Here is a 15,281-nt window from a genome sequence, read left to right as displayed (position 1 = left end):
TCCCCGGATCCCCGGCGCCCGGCCGGGAGGCGCGGGCAGCAGGATGTACCCATGCCCGAAGCCGACTCCTCCTACCGCGCCGCCCGTGACCTCCTGCAGGAGATGCGCACCGACCGGACATCCGCGGCCGAGCGCTTCCGCTGGCCGGACGTGGGCGACGCCTTCAACTGGGCCGTCGACTGGTTCGACCGGATCGCCCGCGGGAACGACCGGGTGGCGCTGCGCGTGGTCGCGGGCGACGGATCCGAGCGCAGCCTCACCTTCGACGAGATGGCGACGAGATCCGACCGGGTCGCGACCTGGCTCGTCGCGCAGGGCGTGCGGAGGGGCGACCACGTCATGCTCATGCTCGGGAACCGGGTGGAGCTCTGGGAGACGATGCTCGCGATCATGAAGGCGGGCGCCGTGATCCTGCCCACCTCCACCGTGCTCGGCGCCGCGGACCTCGCCGACCGGGTCGAGCGCGCCGGCGTCCGCCAGGTCATCGCCGACCTCGCGCACACGGCCGTGTTCGACGACGTGCCCGGCGGCTACGCGCGCATCGCGATCGGCGCGACGGACGCGGCCCCCGCGCCCCGCGGCTGGGTCGACTACCGCGACGCCGACGGCGCGCCCGCCGACCGGGTGGGCGTCGAGGTCGCGTCCACGGATCCCGCGCTCGTCTACTTCACCTCCGGCACCACGAGCAGGCCGAAGATGGTCGTCCACACGCACGTCTCGTACCCGGTCGGCCACCTCACGACCGCCTACTGGCTGGGCCTCCAGCCCGGCGACGTGCACCTCGCCATCAGCTCGCCGGGCTGGGGGAAGCACGCCTGGAGCTGCTTCTTCGCGCCGTGGATCGCCGAGGCCACCGTCTTCGTGCACGACTACGCGCGGTTCGACGCCCACGCGCTCGTCGAGCAGCTCGACCGCGCCGAGGTCACCACGTTCTGCGCCCCGCCGACGGTGTGGCGCATGCTCATCCAGGCCGGGATCCGCGAGCGGCCGGGGAGGCTCCGGGAGATCGTGTCCGCGGGCGAGCCGCTGAACCCGGAGGTCATCGCGCGCATCGAGGAGTGGTGGGGGCTCGTGATCCGCGACGGCTACGGCCAGACCGAGACCACCGCCATCGTGGCGAACGCGCCCGGCGACCCCGTCGTGCCGGGCTCCATGGGCACCGCGCTCCCGGGCGTCGACCTCGTCCTCGTGGACCCCGTCACGGGCGAGCCCGCCGACGAGGGCGAGACCTGCCTCGACCTCGCGACCCGGCCCGTGAACCTCATGGCCGGGTACCTGGGCGACGACGCCCGCACCAGCGAGGCCATGCGGGGCGGGTACTTCCACACGGGCGACGTGGCCCGGCGCGACGCGGACGGCTCGATCACCTTCATCGGCCGCACCGACGACGTCTTCAAGTCCTCCGACTACAAGGTGTCGCCCTTCGAGGTCGAGAGCGTGCTCATCGAGCACCCCGCGGTCGCGGAGGCCGCGGTCGTCGGCGCCCCCGACCCGGTGCGGCTGAACGTCGTGAAGGCGTACGTGCACCTCGCGGCGGGCTGGGAGCCGGACGCGGAGACGGCGCTCGCCGTGCTGCGGCACGCGCGGGAGCGCTGCCCCGCGTTCATGCGGGTGCGCCGCATCGAGTTCGGCGAGCTGCCGAAGACCGCGTCGGGGAAGATCCGCCGCGTCGAGCTGCGGCAGCGCGAGGTGCGGGCGGCCGAGGCGGGGGAGCATCTCCCGGGCGAGTGGCGCGACGACGGGTTCGAGGGCCTCCGCGCGCGGTGAGGGCGGTCTCCCGCCGCGCCGGCGGCCGGTAGCATCCCGTCATGCGCCTCGCTCCCTCGTCCGCCCTCGAGCCGCGGCGGGCCGCCCGGTGAGGGAGAACCCGTCGTTCGCGCTCGAGGACGTGGCCGAGATCCGCCGCCTCGTCGCCGAGAACCCGTGGGCCACGATCGTCAGCGGCACGGGCGCCGGCCTCGTCGCGTCGCACTACCCGGTGCTGCTGGATCCCGCGCGCGACGACCTCACGCTGCTCACCCACGTGGGCCGACCCGACGAGCGGATCCACGAGCTCGGCGAGCGCTCGGGAGCCGACGCCGAGGTGCTGGTCATCGTCCAGGGCCCGCACGGCTACGTGTCGCCCGGCTGGTACGACGCCGACCCGGCCGTCCCCACCTGGAACCACATCAGCGCGCACCTCACCTGCCGCGTCGAGATCCTCTCCGCGGACGAGAACCTGCGCGTGCTCGGCGCGCTCGTCGACCACTTCGAGGACCGCATGCCCGAGCCGCGCCGGATCGGGGGACGGCGCCGGACGCCGCGTACGCCGCCCGCATCAGCGCCGGCACCGTGGGCCTCCGCCTCGTGGCCACGCGCGTCGTGGCGAAGGCGAAGCTCAGCCAGAACAAGCCCGCCCACGTCGTCGAGCGCGTCCTCCACGAGCTGGAGCACGGCGCGGAGTACCCGAACCCGGCGCTCGCCGCGGAGATGCGGCGCGCGGCCGCCCGCGCCGACGGCGCGACCCACGCGACCGGCGCCCCCGGGGCCGCGGAGTGACCGCGCTGCTCCTCGCGGGCGGACGCCTGCCCGGATCCGACGCGCCCGTCGACGTGCTCGTGCGCGACGGGGCGATCGCCGCGGTGGTCCCCGCCGGATCCGCCGACGCCGCGGGCGTGGAGACCCGCGCCCTCGACGGCCGCTTCGTGATCCCGGGCCTGTGGGACGGCCACGTGCACTTCACCCAGTGGACGAAGGTGTCGCGCCGGCTCGACCTGTCCCGCGTCGCCTCCGCCGCGGAGGCCGTCGCGCTCGTCCGCGATGCGCTGGCCGCCCGCGACGCGGCGTCCGGCGCGGTCACGACCGCGGGCGCCCCCGAGGCGCTCGTCGGCTACGGCTTCCGCGACGGGCTCTGGCCCGACCTCCCCACGAAGGGGCTCCTCGACGCCGTCGCGGGCGACACCCCCGTGCTCCTCGTCAGCGGCGACCTGCACTGCTGCTGGGCGAGCTCCGCGGCGCTCGCGCCCCACGGCTACGGCGACCACCCCACGGGCCTCCTGCGGGAGGACGACTGCTTCGACTTCATGTACCGCGTGGAGGAGGGCGACGCGTCGTCGCTCGACGCACGCGCCGTGCAGGTCGCGCGCGACGCCGCCCGCCGCGGCGTCGTCGGCGTGGTCGACCTCGAGATCGACGAGAACCAGGACCGCTGGCGCCGCCTCGCCGCCCTCGGCCACGACGCGCTCCGCGTCGAGTACGGCGTCTGGCCGCAGCACCTCGACCGCGCCCGCGACGAGGGGCTCCGCACGGGCGACCTCCTCCCGGGCACCGGGGGCCTCGTGCGCGTCGGCCCCGCGAAGGTCGTCACCGACGGGTCGCTCAACACCCGCACCGCGTACTGCTTCGACCCGTACCCCGACCTCGACGGCCAGGGCGGCGCGGCCCACGGCGGCGCGTGCGGCACCCTGTCGGTACCGCCGGACGAGTTGCGGGGGATCATGCTGAGGGCCGCGCGCCAGGGGCTGCGGCCGGCGATTCACGCCATCGGCGACCACGCGAACCGGCTCGCCCTCGACGCCTTCGCGCACCTCGACGAGGCGCTGCACGGCGCGCACCGCGACGCCGACGGGCTCGCGGGCTCCATCGAGCACGCGCAGCTCCTCACCCGCGAGGACGTGGCGCGCTTCGCGGCGCTCGGGGTGGTCGCGAGCGTGCAGCCGGAGCACGCCATGGACGACCGCGACGTCGCCGACGTCTACTGGGCCGGCCGCACGGGCCGCGCGTTCCCCCTGGCCGACCTGCGCGCCGCGGGCACCCGCCTCGTGCTCGGCTCCGACGCCCCCGTCGCGCCGCTGGATCCGTGGGCCACCATGTCCGCCGCCGTCGGCCGGTCGCGCGACGGCCGGGCGCCGTGGCACCCGGAGCAGGCCATCGACCGCGCCGCGGCGCTCGACGCGTCCGTCCGCACGCGCGTGGCGCCCGGGGAGCGGGCCGACATCGCGGTCGTGGAGGCGGATCCGCTCGCGCCGTCGACCACCGCGGACGACCTCCGCGCCATGCGCGTGTCGGCGACCCTCCTCGGCGGCCGGCTCACCCACGACACGCTCGGCGGCTGAGGGCAGGAACACCTCACGGGCGCCGGGCGTTGGATGGTGGCATGAGAGCGATCACCTACACCCGCACCGGTGCCCCCGACGTCCTGCAGCCCGTCGACCGCGACGAGGCAGCACCCGGCCCCGGCGAGGTGCGCGTCCGCGTCGTCGTGTCCGGCGTGAACCCCACCGACTGGAAGTCCCGCGACGGCGGGTCGCCCGGCCAGGAGCTCCCGTTCCCCGAGGTCGTCCCCAACCAGGACGGCGCGGGCGTCATCGACGCCGTCGGCCCCGACGTGACCGACCTCGCCGTGGGCGACCGCGTCTGGATCATGCTGGCCGCGCACGGCCGCCCCACCGGCACCGCGCAGGAGAGCACGGTGCTCCCGGTGGACCGCGTCGCGCCCCTGCCCGACGGCCTGTCCTTCGACCTCGGCGCCAGCCTCGGCGTCCCCGCCGTCACCGCCCACCGCGCGCTCACCGTCGCCGAGGACGGCCCGTCGCGCCTCGCACCGGGCGCCCTCGCCGGCAGGCATGTCCTCGTCGCGGGCGGCGCGGGCGCGGTCGGCCACGCCGCCATCCAGCTCGCGCGCTGGGCCGGCGCCACCGTGATCACCACGGTCAGCTCCCCGGAGAAGGGCGCCCTCGCCACGGCCGCCGGCGCCCAGCACGTCGTCGACTACCGCGCGACCGACGCGGCGGCGGCGATCCTCGAGATCGCGCCCGACGGCGTCGACCTCGTCGTGGAGGTCGCCCCGGCGCAGAACGCCGGGCTCAACCAGCGCGTCGCCCGGAACCGCGCCTCCATCGCGGTGTACGCGAACAACGGCGGCGACACGGTCACGCTCCCCGTGGTCGACAGCTTCGTGAAGAACCTGCGGTACCAGTTCCTGCTGCTGTACACGGTCGGCCAGGAGGCGCTGGACGCCGCCCGCGCCGACATCCACCTCGCGCTCATCGACGGCGCCCTGCCCGTCGGCGAGGAGGCGGGCCTGCCGCTGCACCGCTTCCCGTTGGAGCGGACCGCCGACGCGCACCAGGCGGTCGAGGACGGCGTGACCGGCAAGGTGCTCATCGACGTGGCGCCGGCCTGACGCCCCGCGGGGTCCGGGCGTCGCCCGGATCCCGCAGGTCCCGCCCTGCACGCCATCGCCCCGCACGCCGTGGACCCGCACGCCGTGGACCTGCACGTGCCGCTCCGCACGGCATGGCCCTGCCGCCCGGACCTGGCCGTCCCGGCGGCCGGACACTAGCCTGACGGCGTGACCGAACGCGACACGCCGACTACGGAGCCGGCGGCACCCCTCCGCGCCGCCGGCCGCCGTGCCGGCCGTCGCCGAGCCCCGCGATATCCCGCCGAGTGGCGCGCACGGGCCGCCCGGCTGTCCGACCGGGTGCCGACCCGCTGGCTCGTGACGGGCTCCACCCTCGTGGTGCTCGCGGCCTCCGCCGCGTTCGGCGGCCTCGAGGACGCGCCCGTGGAGGCGCTGCCGACGCTCGGCGCCGGGGACGCGGTGACGGGCGCCCAGCTCCGGATCGCCGTGGAGCGCGCCCGGCTCATCGACGCCCTGCCGGAGGCGGGCCTCGAGCCGGAGGACGGGCGGCGGCTCCTCGCCGTGATCGCGACGGTGGAGGACGTGTGGGACGGCCCCGTCCCGACGACGGCGGGCACCGGCGCCGCCGACAACCTGCGCCCTGTCGGCATCGCGGGCGTCGACGAGGACACGGATCCGGTGGCCGTCCTGCTCCTCGCCGACGGCACGTCCCGCCCCGAGCTGCAGCCGCATGTGCCCATGGAGCTCGCGTTCGTCTGGGAGGTCGACGGCGACGCCGTGCAGGCCGAGGCGGGAGCCGACCTGCCGGTCGACGTGTACGACAAGACCTACCGCGCCGAGGGGTTCGTGACCTACGGCGAGCGCTTCGAGGAGCCGTTCGTGCAGGCGCGGGCCACCGTCCCGTTCGAGGACGTCGGCGCGGGGGCTGACGGGTGACGCCCGTGCGCCGGGAGGCCCTCCGCCGGATCGGCACGGCGGCCGCGCTGGCCGCGGTGATCGCGACGGCGTCCCTCATCCTGCGGACGGCGCCCACGGAGTCCGAGTGGCAGGCGCCCATCGAGGTGCACGGCCGCATCGGCGAGGAGGTGCGGGGCCGCAACGTCGCCGTGACCGTCGAGGACGTCCGCGCGGCCCGCAGCGTGACCGCGTCGAACGGCTGGGTGGGGGAGACGACCGGCGCGTGGGTCGTGGTCGACGTGTCCGTGGAGGCCGTCGTGACGGAGTACGCGGCGGGCCTCCGCACCGCGGAGCTCGTGCTGGGGGAGGACGTGTACAGCGCCTCCGCCCGGCCGGGCCTCGCGACGATCGCCGACCGCCCGCTGTCCGTCGGCATCCCGGTGCACGGGCCGCTCATGTTCGAGGTGCCGCGCGATGCCGTGCCGGCAGCGGGCGCCGCGGGAGCGGTCGTGCGGCTCGCGGCGACCGACGACGCGCGGACCGACTCGCTCCTCGTGATCCCCGTCGACCTGTCCCGCCTGTCCGTCGCGGACGCCGTGACCACGGACGAGCCCGTCGAGGGCCGGCGATGACGGGCTGGTGGCGGAGGAACCGCGTCGCCCTCGTCGCGACCCTGGTGCTCGCGCCCCTCACCGTCGGCATCGTGTTCCAGAACGAGTGGGGCGGGTTCCGCGAGGGCCGGCCGGTGGAGCCCGTCGACGTGGCGGTCGGCGCGGACACGGACTTCGGGACCACCACGTGGCGCGTGGACGGCGCCGACCGGATCCGCTGGTCGAGCGACCCGGGCGTCGAACGGGAGCTCCCGGCGGGCACCGACCTCGTCGTCGTCCACATGACCGTCATCCCGCACGCGATCGTGGACTGGGCGTCGGAGGGGTGCACCCTGATGCTGGACGAGGCGGACGGCGACCGCTCGGCCCGCACCTGGGAGCCCGCGTCCTCCAGCTACCTCGACCTCGACTTCGACGACCCCACGACGACGGGCTGCGACTCCACGCGGCTCGGCCGGTACGAGGCCGCCGTGGGGTTCCTCGTGCCGGTCGACGCGGGCGAGGACGCCGACCTCCGGCTCGCGGTGCAGACCGTCGACCAGCTGCCGCGCTACCTCCGCGTCACGCTGTGACCGGCCGGGGGTCCTCGGACTCCCGGGCCGCGGCGGACGGCTCACCCGCCGCCGTGCGCCGCTCCTCGAGGCGGCGGAGGCACAGGTCGTACGCCGCCGCGATCAGGCAGATGCGCAGCGGCTCCAGCACCACGTCGACGCCGAACCCCAGCAGGTCGTCGACGTTCATCCACCACGTCACCAGGTCGTGCGGCCCGATGGCCCGGACGGCGCCGAACAGCAGCCACGACGATCCCGCCTCCACGACGGCGTACGCGAGCACGAAGACGCCCATGGACAGGACGCCCGCGCGCCAGATCAGGCGCACCGCGTCGACCAGCGGGCGCCAGCGGCTGAGGAGGTCCTCGCCCACCTCGGCCGCCCGGCGGCGGACGCCGCCCGGGAGCGCCCGCACGCGGTCGGCCACGCGCAGGTAGCCGCGGTCCAGGGCCCGGCTCGGGTCCGCCGCGCGCCGCCGCGCCGCCGCCTGCGCGAGCGCGCGCCCGTAGACGACGCCCGCGAGCGTCAGCCACGCGATCGGGAGGAGGACCACGTCGCCCACCTGGCCCAGCACCCACCCGATGCCGTCCCACAGCACGGCGAGCGGCTCCAGGTACCCGGTGAGCCCCGCGCGCACGTCGGCGGCCCACGCGCTCGCGGCGCGCGTGTCGATCCACTCCCGCGCCCGCTCCTGGTACTGCGTGAGGAGGAACAGCGTCAGGTAGACCCAGACCGACTCGAGGTACACCGCGACGAGGGCCGTCCAGCGCGGCAGGCGCTCCGCGTAGCGCTTCAGCAGGAACCGCCCGGCGAAGGCGAGCCCGACGACCGCGACGGTGCGCGCGTCGAGGGCGACGTCGAGGACGCGGCCGCCCACGGGCAGGTCCTGGAAGTAGTCGATGCGGCGCAGCGCCGTCGTGGCGTACTGGACGGTGTCGTCGGCCAGCAGCTTCCAGGAGGCGTAGAACGCGAAGAACGGGAGGATGCTCACGAGCAGGAGATCGGCGGCGCGCTGCCCGCGCCGCAGCAGCGGGCCGCGGTCCACGGCGTCCCGGCCGGCGGCGGCGGCGCCCGCGAACGCCGGCAGCTCGTCTCGCAGCACCAGGAACATCGCGATGAAGGCGCCGAGCCGCGCGAGGATCGCGAGCGGGAGCACCAGGAGCCCCGCCAGCGCGCTCCGGGCGCCGAGCTCCGCGGCGAGCTGGATGAGCAGGTAGTGCCCGAGCCAGCCCGCGAGGTACCAGGCGAGGAGCGCCGGCCAGCGCGCGGCGACGAGGCGCAGCGTGCGGGTCAGGACGGTGGACACGGGCTCAGGGTAGCGAGCGGTTCCCCTACCTGGGTAGATGCCGTCAGGCGCCGGCGGTGACGGACGGCGGACCGAGGCGGGCGACGTCGAGCCCCACGTCGACCAGCACCACGCGCCCCGCGAGGCCGCGCGCGGGCTCGCGCAGGAGCCCGGCCTTGCCCGCGCCGAAGGTGACGGTGACGTCGGCGGGCAGCACGATCGGATCCGGCACCGCCCCGTCATCGCAGCCCGTGCCGCTCGGGATGTCGCACGCGATCACCCGGGGGCCGTCGGCGGACCGGACGACGGGGAGGAGCGCGCCGACGACGCGCCGAGCCTCGCCGCGGAGGGCGGTGCTCGCGGTGGTGCCGATGCCGAGGATCCCGTCGACGACGAGCGACACGCGGCGCCCGAGGTCCCGGATGCCGGCGTCGTCGAGCTCCTCGGACGGCGTGAGGGCGATCCCGGCAGCGGTCGCCCGGGCGGCACCGGCCTCGTGGACGCGCGACGCCGTGCGGATGACGCGCACCTCGCGGCCGTCGCGGGCGAGCTCCGCGGCGGCCAGGAGCGCGTCGCCGCCGTTGTTCCCCGCGCCGACGAGAACCAGCACCGATCCGGTCGGGGCGAGCCCGCGGCAGTGGCGCGCGAGGCCGGCGGCGGCGACGCGCATGAGCTGCGCGCCGGCCGCGAGGAGCGGGGCCTCGGCGGCGCGGATGGCGTCCGCGGTCCACCCGTCCCGGAGGTCCGGCGAGGCCGGGTCGGGCACGGTCGCGGGGCCGGTCACGACGCGGGCGCGATGCGGTCGACGACGAGGTCGGCCCACGCTCGGTAGACGCGCCCGTAGAGGGTGTCCTCGGGGTTCGGGGCCATGAAGTCGGGGATGCGCCAGGAGGGGAACGGGACGCTGTCGACCCGTTCGTGGCGGGCGACGACGCGCCGCGTGGTGCGGTTGAGCGCGTCCGCGTGGCGCCCGACGGCGCCGGCGATGGGCGGGGGAGTCACCGGGGAGATCTCGAGCGGCGGCACCTCGATGACCAGCACCCGGCCCCCCACGGGCATCCGGCTCCGCACCTCGACGATGCAGGCCTCCAGCAGCGACTCCCAGAGGGGCGTGGGCGTGAACCGGATGGCGTCGCCGATGCCGAGCGCGAGGACCGCGATGTCGGTGCTCGCCCAGGCGGGGAACGCGTCGATGCCGGCCCGCCACGAGCGCACGGTGAAGTCGGGGAAGGCCTGGACGGACCAGAAGACGCCGCGGCCGGTGCGCACCGCGAGCTTGTGCGCCACCTGCCCGGCGACGCCGAGGTCGTGCGACACGGTCTGGTAGCCCACCGCCGTGCCCTCCCCGACCACGGCCAGGCCGTAGGGGTCGGGTCCGGGCTGCGAGCCGGTGGGGGAGTCGCGCGGGAAGGTCGCGCGGCGCATCTCCCGGTACAGGATGCGGTACTGCAGCCGCCCGACGGTGGCCGACCGGAGCGAGGCGAGCGGCCCGGCGGAGAGGGCCCGGGACTCGGCGGCGAGCGCCCGCGGCTCGGCGTCGCGCCCGGCGTCGTCGGGGCCGGGTCGGGCGGGAGGCGGAGCGCCGGTCATCGCCACCCGTCCCATCCCTCGCGATGCCCCCGGTCCGGGGACGATCGCAGGATATCCCGCGCACCGGGTCGCCTGCATCGCGGACGCGCAGACGACCCCTGGGCGGCTCGACGGATCAGGACAGGATGTCGCGCACCATGGGCGCCACGACGGTGCCGTAGCGCTCGATCCCGCCCATCATCCGCTCGTGCGAGAACGGGCCGGCGCTGTACTTGAGGTCGAAGCGCGTGGCCCCGACGGCCGTCAGCGTCGCGGCGATCTTGCGCGCGACCGTCTCGGCGGATCCGACGTACAGCGAGCCGTGCTCGATCTCCTGCTCGTAGGACGCGCGGGCCAGCGGCGGCCAGCCGCGGTCCTTGCCGATGCGCGCGTGCATGACCTGGTAGTCGGGGAAGAACGCCTCGCGCGCCTCGGCGTCGGTCTCGCCGACGTAGCCGGGGGAGTGGATCCCGACGGGCAGGCGCGGCTGCTCGAGCTGGTCGAGCGCGCGGGCGAAGAGGTCGGCGTACGGGGCGAACCGGTGCGGCTCGCCGCCGATGATGGCGAGCATGAGCGGCATGCCGTGGCGTGCGGCGCGCACGACGGACTCGGGGCTGCCGCCGACGCCGATCCAGGTCTTCAGGTGCCCGCTCGCGGTCTTGGGGTAGACGCCGTGGTCGGTGAGGGGCGCGCGGGTGCTCCCGCTCCAGGTGACGGGCGACTCCTTCACGAGCTCGGCGAACAGGCCGAGCTTCTCCTCGAAGAGGCGCTCGTAGTCGCTCAGCTCGTAGCCGAACAGCGGGAAGGACTCGGTGAAGGAGCCGCGCCCCAGGATGACCTCGGCGCGCCCGTCGGACACGGCGTCGAGCGTCGCGAAGCGCTGGAAGACCCGCACGGGGTCGTCGGAGCTGAGGACGGTGACGGCGGATCCGAGCCGGATGCGCTCGGTCCTGGCCGCGATGGCGGCGAGGGCCACCTCGGGGGCGGAGATCGCGTAGTCGTCGCGGTGGTGCTCGCCGAGGCCGATGAAGTCCACGCCGACCTGGTCGGCCAGCACGCCCTCGGCGACGACGTTGCGGATCACCTCCGCGTACGGGAGCTCGCGTCCGTCGGGTCCGACCGTGACGTCCCCGAACGTGTCCAGTCCGAGCTCGATCTCCTGCGCCATGCTGCCCTGCTTCCATGTCTATGCGAACGTATGCATCTGGGTCAACCCTAGGCGTGCGGTCGGCATTCCCGCGAATCGCGGGCTCTCCCTCAGTCGACCACGGGCGCCGGGCGCGCGATCTCGGTGTCCTCGACGCGCGACTCCGGCATCAGCAGGCCCGCGACGACGGTCGCGAGCGCGCAGACGCCGACCGCGAGGAAGACCGCGCCCGACGCGGAGATCACGGTGTCCGGGTCGCGCTGCCCGCCGGACGACGCGGCGAAGATCGCGTTCGCGATGGCCCCGAACACGGCGACGCCGACCGCGCTGCCGATGGAGCGCGCGAACAGGTTCGCGCCCGTGACGACGCCGCGCTCGCCCCAGCCCACGCTCGACTGCGCGCCGATGAGGCTCGGCGTCGCGACGAGGCCGAGCCCCAGGCCCACGACGAAGCAGCCCGCCGCGATGCCCGCCAGGGTCGGCGTGCCCGCGAGCAGGGCGATGGACCCGGTGCCCGCGATCGTGAGCGCCATGCCGATGAGCACGGTGCGGCGGAACCCGATGCGGAGGTACAGGCGGCCGGAGAGGGAGGCGGAGATCGGCCAGCCGATGGTGAGCGCCGCGAGCGTGAGGCCCGAGACGAGCGGCGTCACCCCGAGCGAGCCCTCCAGGTAGGTGGGCACGTACGAGGTGAGGCCGATGAGGATCGCGCCGACCCCGAGGGACACGAGCGTCGTGGTGAGCAGCAGGCGCCTGGAGAAGACCCAGAGCGGGAGCACGGGCTCGGCAGCCCGCCGCTCCACCAGGAGGAACGCGACGAGGAGCACCCCGCCGACCGCGAACGCGCCGATGCTCGGCGCGGAGTCCCACGCCCACGCCTGCCCGCCCTCCAGCACGGCGAGGATCAGCAGGCTGAGGCCGACCGTGAGCAGCGCCGCCCCGGCGTAGTCGACGCGGTGCCGCGTGCGCTCGATGGACTCGTGGAAGCGGCGGACGATCATCCAGCCGGCCACGAGGCACAGCGGCACGTTGACGAGGAAGATCCAGCGCCAGCTCGTGAACTCGGAGAACACGCCGCCGAGGGTCGGCCCGACGACGCTCGAGACCGCCCACACGCTCGCCAGGTACCCCTGCGTCCTCGCGCGCTCGGCCACGGTGTAGATGTCGCCCGCGATCGTGATGGCCATCGGCTGCACCGCGCCCGCGCCGAGTCCCTGCACGGCACGGAAGGCGATGAGCGCGGGCATGCTCCAGGCGAGGCCGCACAGGACGGAGCCGAGCAGGAACAGGCCGATGCCGATGAGGATGATCGGCTTCCGGCCCACCGTGTCGCTGAGCTTCGCGTAGAGGGGCACCGAGACGGCCTGCGCGAGCAGGTAGATCGAGAACAGCCACGGGAACGAGGCGAAGCCCCCGAGGTCGTCCACGATCGACGGCACCGCCGTGGCGAGGATGGTCGCGTCGATGGCCACGAGGCCCGTCGTCATCATCAGGGCGATGAGGATCGGGCCGCGCTCGGATCGGAATCCGACGCCAGTGGTGTCAGTCATGGGCCTCCCGGGTCGTCCGGTCAACGCCGCGCGCGGCCGGGTGCATTCCCGCGCGGAGCGGAATCGGTGTGGTCGACTGGAGGGGATCCCACCCGGAAGGACCCCCTGTGACGTTCCGCGCTCCCGACGCCTTCACGACCCGACCCACGCTCCGCGGCACCTTCGGCATGAGCGCCTCGACCCACTGGCTGGCGTCCGGCACCGGCCAGGCCGTGCTCGAGCGCGGCGGCAACGCCTTCGACGCCGCGGTCGCCGCGGCCTTCGTGCTCCACGTCGTCGAGCCGCACCTCAACGGCCCGGGCGGCGACATGACCGCCGTCGTGCACGTCGCCGGCCAGGACGCGCCGCGGCTGCTCATGGGCCAGGGGTCCGCGCCCGCCGCCGCCACGCCCGAGCGCTTCCGCGCCGAGGGCCTCGACCGCGTCCCCGGGGCCGGGCCGCTCGCCGCGGCCGTGCCCGCCGCGGTCGACGCGTGGCTCCTGCTCCTCGAGGACCACGGCACGTGGGAGCTCGCCGACGTCTGGGCCTTCGCCATCGGGTACGCCCGCGACGGGCACCCGGTGCTGGAGAGCGTGCGACGCACCATCGCCGGTGTGGCCGACCTGTTCCGCGACCACTGGGCGGCGTCCGCGGACTTCTGGATGCCGGAGGGCGAGGCGCCCGCGGCGGGCACGCTGGTGCGGAACCCCGCGTGGGCGGCCGCGATGGAGCGGATCCTCGCCGAGTCGTCGACCGCCGCGGGACCCGACGGCGGGCGCGCGGACCGCATCCGCGCCGCCCGCGCCGTCTGGGCCGAGGGCTTCGTCGCGGAGGAGATGGTGGCGAGCATCCGCGAGCCGCACCGGCACTCCACCGGCACCGACCACGCCGGCCTCCTCACGGCCGACGACCTCGCCTCCTCGCGCGCGTCGTGGGAGGACCCCGTGTCCGTGGAGTTCCGCGGGGTGCGCGTCTGGAAGACGGACGCCTGGGGGCAGGGTCCCGCGCTGCTGCAGGCGCTGCGGATCCTCGACGGGTTCGCGGACGAGGAGATCGACCCGGCGACGGCCGCGGGGATCCACCGCATCATCGAGGCCCAGAAGCTCGCGCTCGCCGACCGGGAGGCCTACTACGGCGACGCCGTGCCGGGCGGCGCGCCGCTCGACGTGCTGCTGTCGGCCGGGTACGCGGACGAGCGGAGGGCGCTCATCGCGGAGACGGCGTCGCACGAGCTGCGTCCGGGGCGCGTCGCGGGCGTGGAGCCGTTCCTGCCGCCGCTCCTGGTGGAGGGCGACGCGCCCGTCTCCGCGGGCGGCACGGGCGAGCCCACGATCTCGCGCACCGGCGAGACCCGCGGCGACACCTGCCACCTCGACATCGTCGACCGCTGGGGCAACATGATCTCCGCCACGCCCTCCGGCGGATGGCTGCAGTCGTCGCCGTTCATCCCGTCGCTCGGGTTCTGCCTCGGCACGCGCCTGCAGATGACGTGGCTCGAGCCCGGCGGACCCTCGTCGCTCGTGCCGGGACGCCGCCCGCGGACCACGCTGACGCCCACGCTCCTCACGCGCGACGGCGAGCCGGTGGAGGCGCTCGGCTCGCCCGGCGGCGACCAGCAGGACCAGTGGCAGCTGCCGTACCTGCTGCGGACGATCGTCGGCGGCTTCTCCCCGCAGGCGGCCGTGGACGCGCCGACGTTCCACACGACGAGCGTGCCGGGATCGTTCTGGCCGCGCACGTGGACGCCCGGCGGCCTGGTCGTCGAGGGCCGGGTGGGCGAGGACGTGATCGCCGAGCTCCGCGCCCGCGGGCACGAGGTCGAGGTGGTCGGGGACTGGACGCTCGGCCGGCTGTCCGCCGTCACGCGCGATCCGGCCACAGGACTCCTCGGGGCTGCCGCCAACCCGCGCGGGGCGCAGGGGTATGCGGTCGGGCGGTGACGCTCGACCGGCAGGTCGCCTCGGCGCTCATCGCCGACCATGCGCGGCGCCGCGTCGGCAGCGACGCGGCGCTGCGGGCGGAGTCGGCGCCGGGGCGGCTCGTCGCCGAGCCGGGCGCGGGGATCCCGTCGACGGGCGTCGTGCTCGGCGCGTCCGAGCAGCGGAACGCGACGTGCGGGGACGTGGTGGACCTGCGGGTGCTCGCGGCGGATCCGGCGCACCCGCACGACGGCGTGGACGGCGTGGTCGACGCCGCCGACCGCATCGCCGTCCGCTGGCACGGCCGCGGCTGCACCGTCTCCCAGGCGTCCGCGTCGATGCTCGCGGAGCTGGTCGAGGGGCGCACGGCCGCGGAGGCGGCGGCGCTCGTCGTCGAGCTGCGCGCCCTGATCCGTGCCCACGAGCTCCGGCCCGGCGCCGAGGACCGGCTCGGCGACGCCCTCGCGCTGGCGGACTCGGGCCGCTACCCGCTGCGCGGCACGTGCGCGCTGCTCGCCTGGCACGCGCTGGAGGAGGCGCTGGGGAGCTGAGGCCCGTGGCGTTGAGACGCGGGCCCGTCGTGACCCGTCGCCCTTCCCAGGAGCGAGCCTGTGGGCGATCCTCTGCGCCCTGGTCGCGAAAGCATGA

13 protein-coding genes and 1 pseudogene are annotated in these 15,281 nt (G+C 75.6%); 9 read left to right on the top strand and 5 right to left on the bottom strand.

The window, feature by feature from the left end; genetic code table 11:
• The first annotated feature begins 51 nt into the window (after window positions 1-51).
• The 7 genes and pseudogenes from ACZ411_RS08355 to ACZ411_RS08325 all read left to right on the top strand — a co-directional run bounded on the left by ACZ411_RS08355 (window position 52) and on the right by ACZ411_RS08325 (window position 7,205).
• Entirely contained in the window at window positions 52-1,767 is a 1,716-nt protein-coding gene (locus ACZ411_RS08355) for an AMP-binding protein (protein WP_464169842.1), read from the top strand.
• 88 nt (window positions 1,768-1,855) lie between these two features.
• Window positions 1,856-2,538, top strand: a pseudogene (locus tag ACZ411_RS08350) (FMN-binding negative transcriptional regulator).
• On the top strand, window positions 2,535-4,094 hold the full coding sequence (locus ACZ411_RS08345; RefSeq protein WP_464169840.1) for an amidohydrolase: 1,560 nt from the start codon (window positions 2,535-2,537) through the stop codon (window positions 4,092-4,094). The pseudogene ACZ411_RS08350 and the gene ACZ411_RS08345 overlap by 4 nt, the downstream one beginning before the upstream one ends.
• A 41-nt stretch (window positions 4,095-4,135) precedes the next feature.
• Window positions 4,136-5,164, top strand: coding sequence for an NADPH:quinone reductase (locus ACZ411_RS08340; protein WP_464169838.1), 1,029 nt, complete (start codon window positions 4,136-4,138; stop codon window positions 5,162-5,164).
• Window positions 5,165-5,332: 168 nt separating this feature from the next.
• Window positions 5,333-6,061 (top strand): hypothetical protein, encoded by a 729-nt coding sequence (locus ACZ411_RS08335; protein WP_464169837.1) that lies wholly within the window; start codon window positions 5,333-5,335, stop codon window positions 6,059-6,061.
• Between the two features lie 5 nt (window positions 6,062-6,066).
• Window positions 6,067-6,654: a hypothetical protein gene (locus ACZ411_RS08330; protein ID WP_464169835.1), complete on the top strand. Its 588-nt coding sequence runs from the start codon at window positions 6,067-6,069 to the stop codon at window positions 6,652-6,654.
• The gene (locus ACZ411_RS08325) at window positions 6,651-7,205 is read left to right on the top strand and encodes a hypothetical protein (RefSeq protein WP_464169833.1); all 555 of its coding nucleotides are present in this window, start codon (window positions 6,651-6,653) and stop codon (window positions 7,203-7,205) included. Before ACZ411_RS08330 ends, ACZ411_RS08325 begins: the two co-directional genes overlap by 4 nt.
• On the opposite strand, the gene ACZ411_RS08320 is transcribed toward ACZ411_RS08325, so the two are convergent.
• The 5 genes from ACZ411_RS08320 to ACZ411_RS08300 all read right to left on the bottom strand — a co-directional run bounded on the left by ACZ411_RS08320 (window position 7,195) and on the right by ACZ411_RS08300 (window position 12,735).
• Window positions 7,195-8,490, bottom strand: a complete 1,296-nt coding sequence (locus ACZ411_RS08320) for a hypothetical protein (RefSeq protein WP_464169831.1) — start codon at window positions 8,488-8,490, stop codon at window positions 7,195-7,197. The two genes, ACZ411_RS08325 and ACZ411_RS08320, sit on opposite strands and share 11 nt — an antisense overlap.
• 43 nt (window positions 8,491-8,533) lie before the next feature.
• The gene (locus ACZ411_RS08315; protein WP_464169829.1) at window positions 8,534-9,253 is read right to left on the bottom strand and encodes an NAD(P)H-hydrate epimerase; all 720 of its coding nucleotides are present in this window, start codon (window positions 9,251-9,253) and stop codon (window positions 8,534-8,536) included.
• A complete protein-coding gene (locus tag ACZ411_RS08310; protein WP_464169827.1) occupies window positions 9,250-10,059 on the bottom strand; it encodes an SGNH/GDSL hydrolase family protein in 810 nt (269 codons plus the stop codon). Before ACZ411_RS08310 ends, ACZ411_RS08315 begins: the two co-directional genes overlap by 4 nt.
• Before the next feature lie 115 nt (window positions 10,060-10,174).
• The gene (locus tag ACZ411_RS08305; RefSeq protein WP_094116114.1) at window positions 10,175-11,206 is read right to left on the bottom strand and encodes an LLM class flavin-dependent oxidoreductase; all 1,032 of its coding nucleotides are present in this window, start codon (window positions 11,204-11,206) and stop codon (window positions 10,175-10,177) included.
• A gap of 89 nt (window positions 11,207-11,295) precedes the next feature.
• Complete coding sequence (locus tag ACZ411_RS08300; RefSeq protein ID WP_104290823.1) at window positions 11,296-12,735, bottom strand: MFS transporter; 1,440 nt, start codon at window positions 12,733-12,735, stop codon at window positions 11,296-11,298.
• Between the two features lie 107 nt (window positions 12,736-12,842).
• Here ACZ411_RS08300 and ACZ411_RS08295 point away from each other — a divergent pair, with 107 nt between their 5' ends.
• The gene (locus tag ACZ411_RS08295; RefSeq protein WP_464169824.1) at window positions 12,843-14,654 is read left to right on the top strand and encodes a gamma-glutamyltransferase family protein; all 1,812 of its coding nucleotides are present in this window, start codon (window positions 12,843-12,845) and stop codon (window positions 14,652-14,654) included.
• Window positions 14,651-15,184, top strand: coding sequence for an iron-sulfur cluster assembly scaffold protein (locus ACZ411_RS08290; RefSeq protein ID WP_104290825.1), 534 nt, complete (start codon window positions 14,651-14,653; stop codon window positions 15,182-15,184). Before ACZ411_RS08295 ends, ACZ411_RS08290 begins: the two co-directional genes overlap by 4 nt.
• Window positions 15,185-15,281 lie beyond the last annotated feature (97 nt).

Source organism: Clavibacter sp. AC415, assembly GCF_979252985.1.
This window is presented reverse-complemented; position numbering and strand designations above follow the sequence as displayed.

Excerpts from the sequence above, each read along its gene's own strand:
- ACZ411_RS08340 (WP_464169838.1), top strand. The coding sequence starts at position 4,136 with ATGAGAGCGATCACCTACACCCGCACCGGTGCCCCCGACGTCCTGCAG.
- ACZ411_RS08325 (WP_464169833.1), top strand. The coding sequence starts at position 6,651 with ATGACGGGCTGGTGGCGGAGGAACCGCGTCGCCCTCGTCGCGACCCTG.
- ACZ411_RS08355 (WP_464169842.1), top strand. The coding sequence starts at position 52 with ATGCCCGAAGCCGACTCCTCCTACCGCGCCGCCCGTGACCTCCTGCAG.
- ACZ411_RS08300 (WP_104290823.1), bottom strand. The coding sequence starts at position 12,735 with ATGACTGACACCACTGGCGTCGGATTCCGATCCGAGCGCGGCCCGATC.
- ACZ411_RS08310 (WP_464169827.1), bottom strand. The coding sequence starts at position 10,059 with ATGACCGGCGCTCCGCCTCCCGCCCGACCCGGCCCCGACGACGCCGGG.
- ACZ411_RS08305 (WP_094116114.1), bottom strand. The coding sequence starts at position 11,206 with ATGGCGCAGGAGATCGAGCTCGGACTGGACACGTTCGGGGACGTCACG.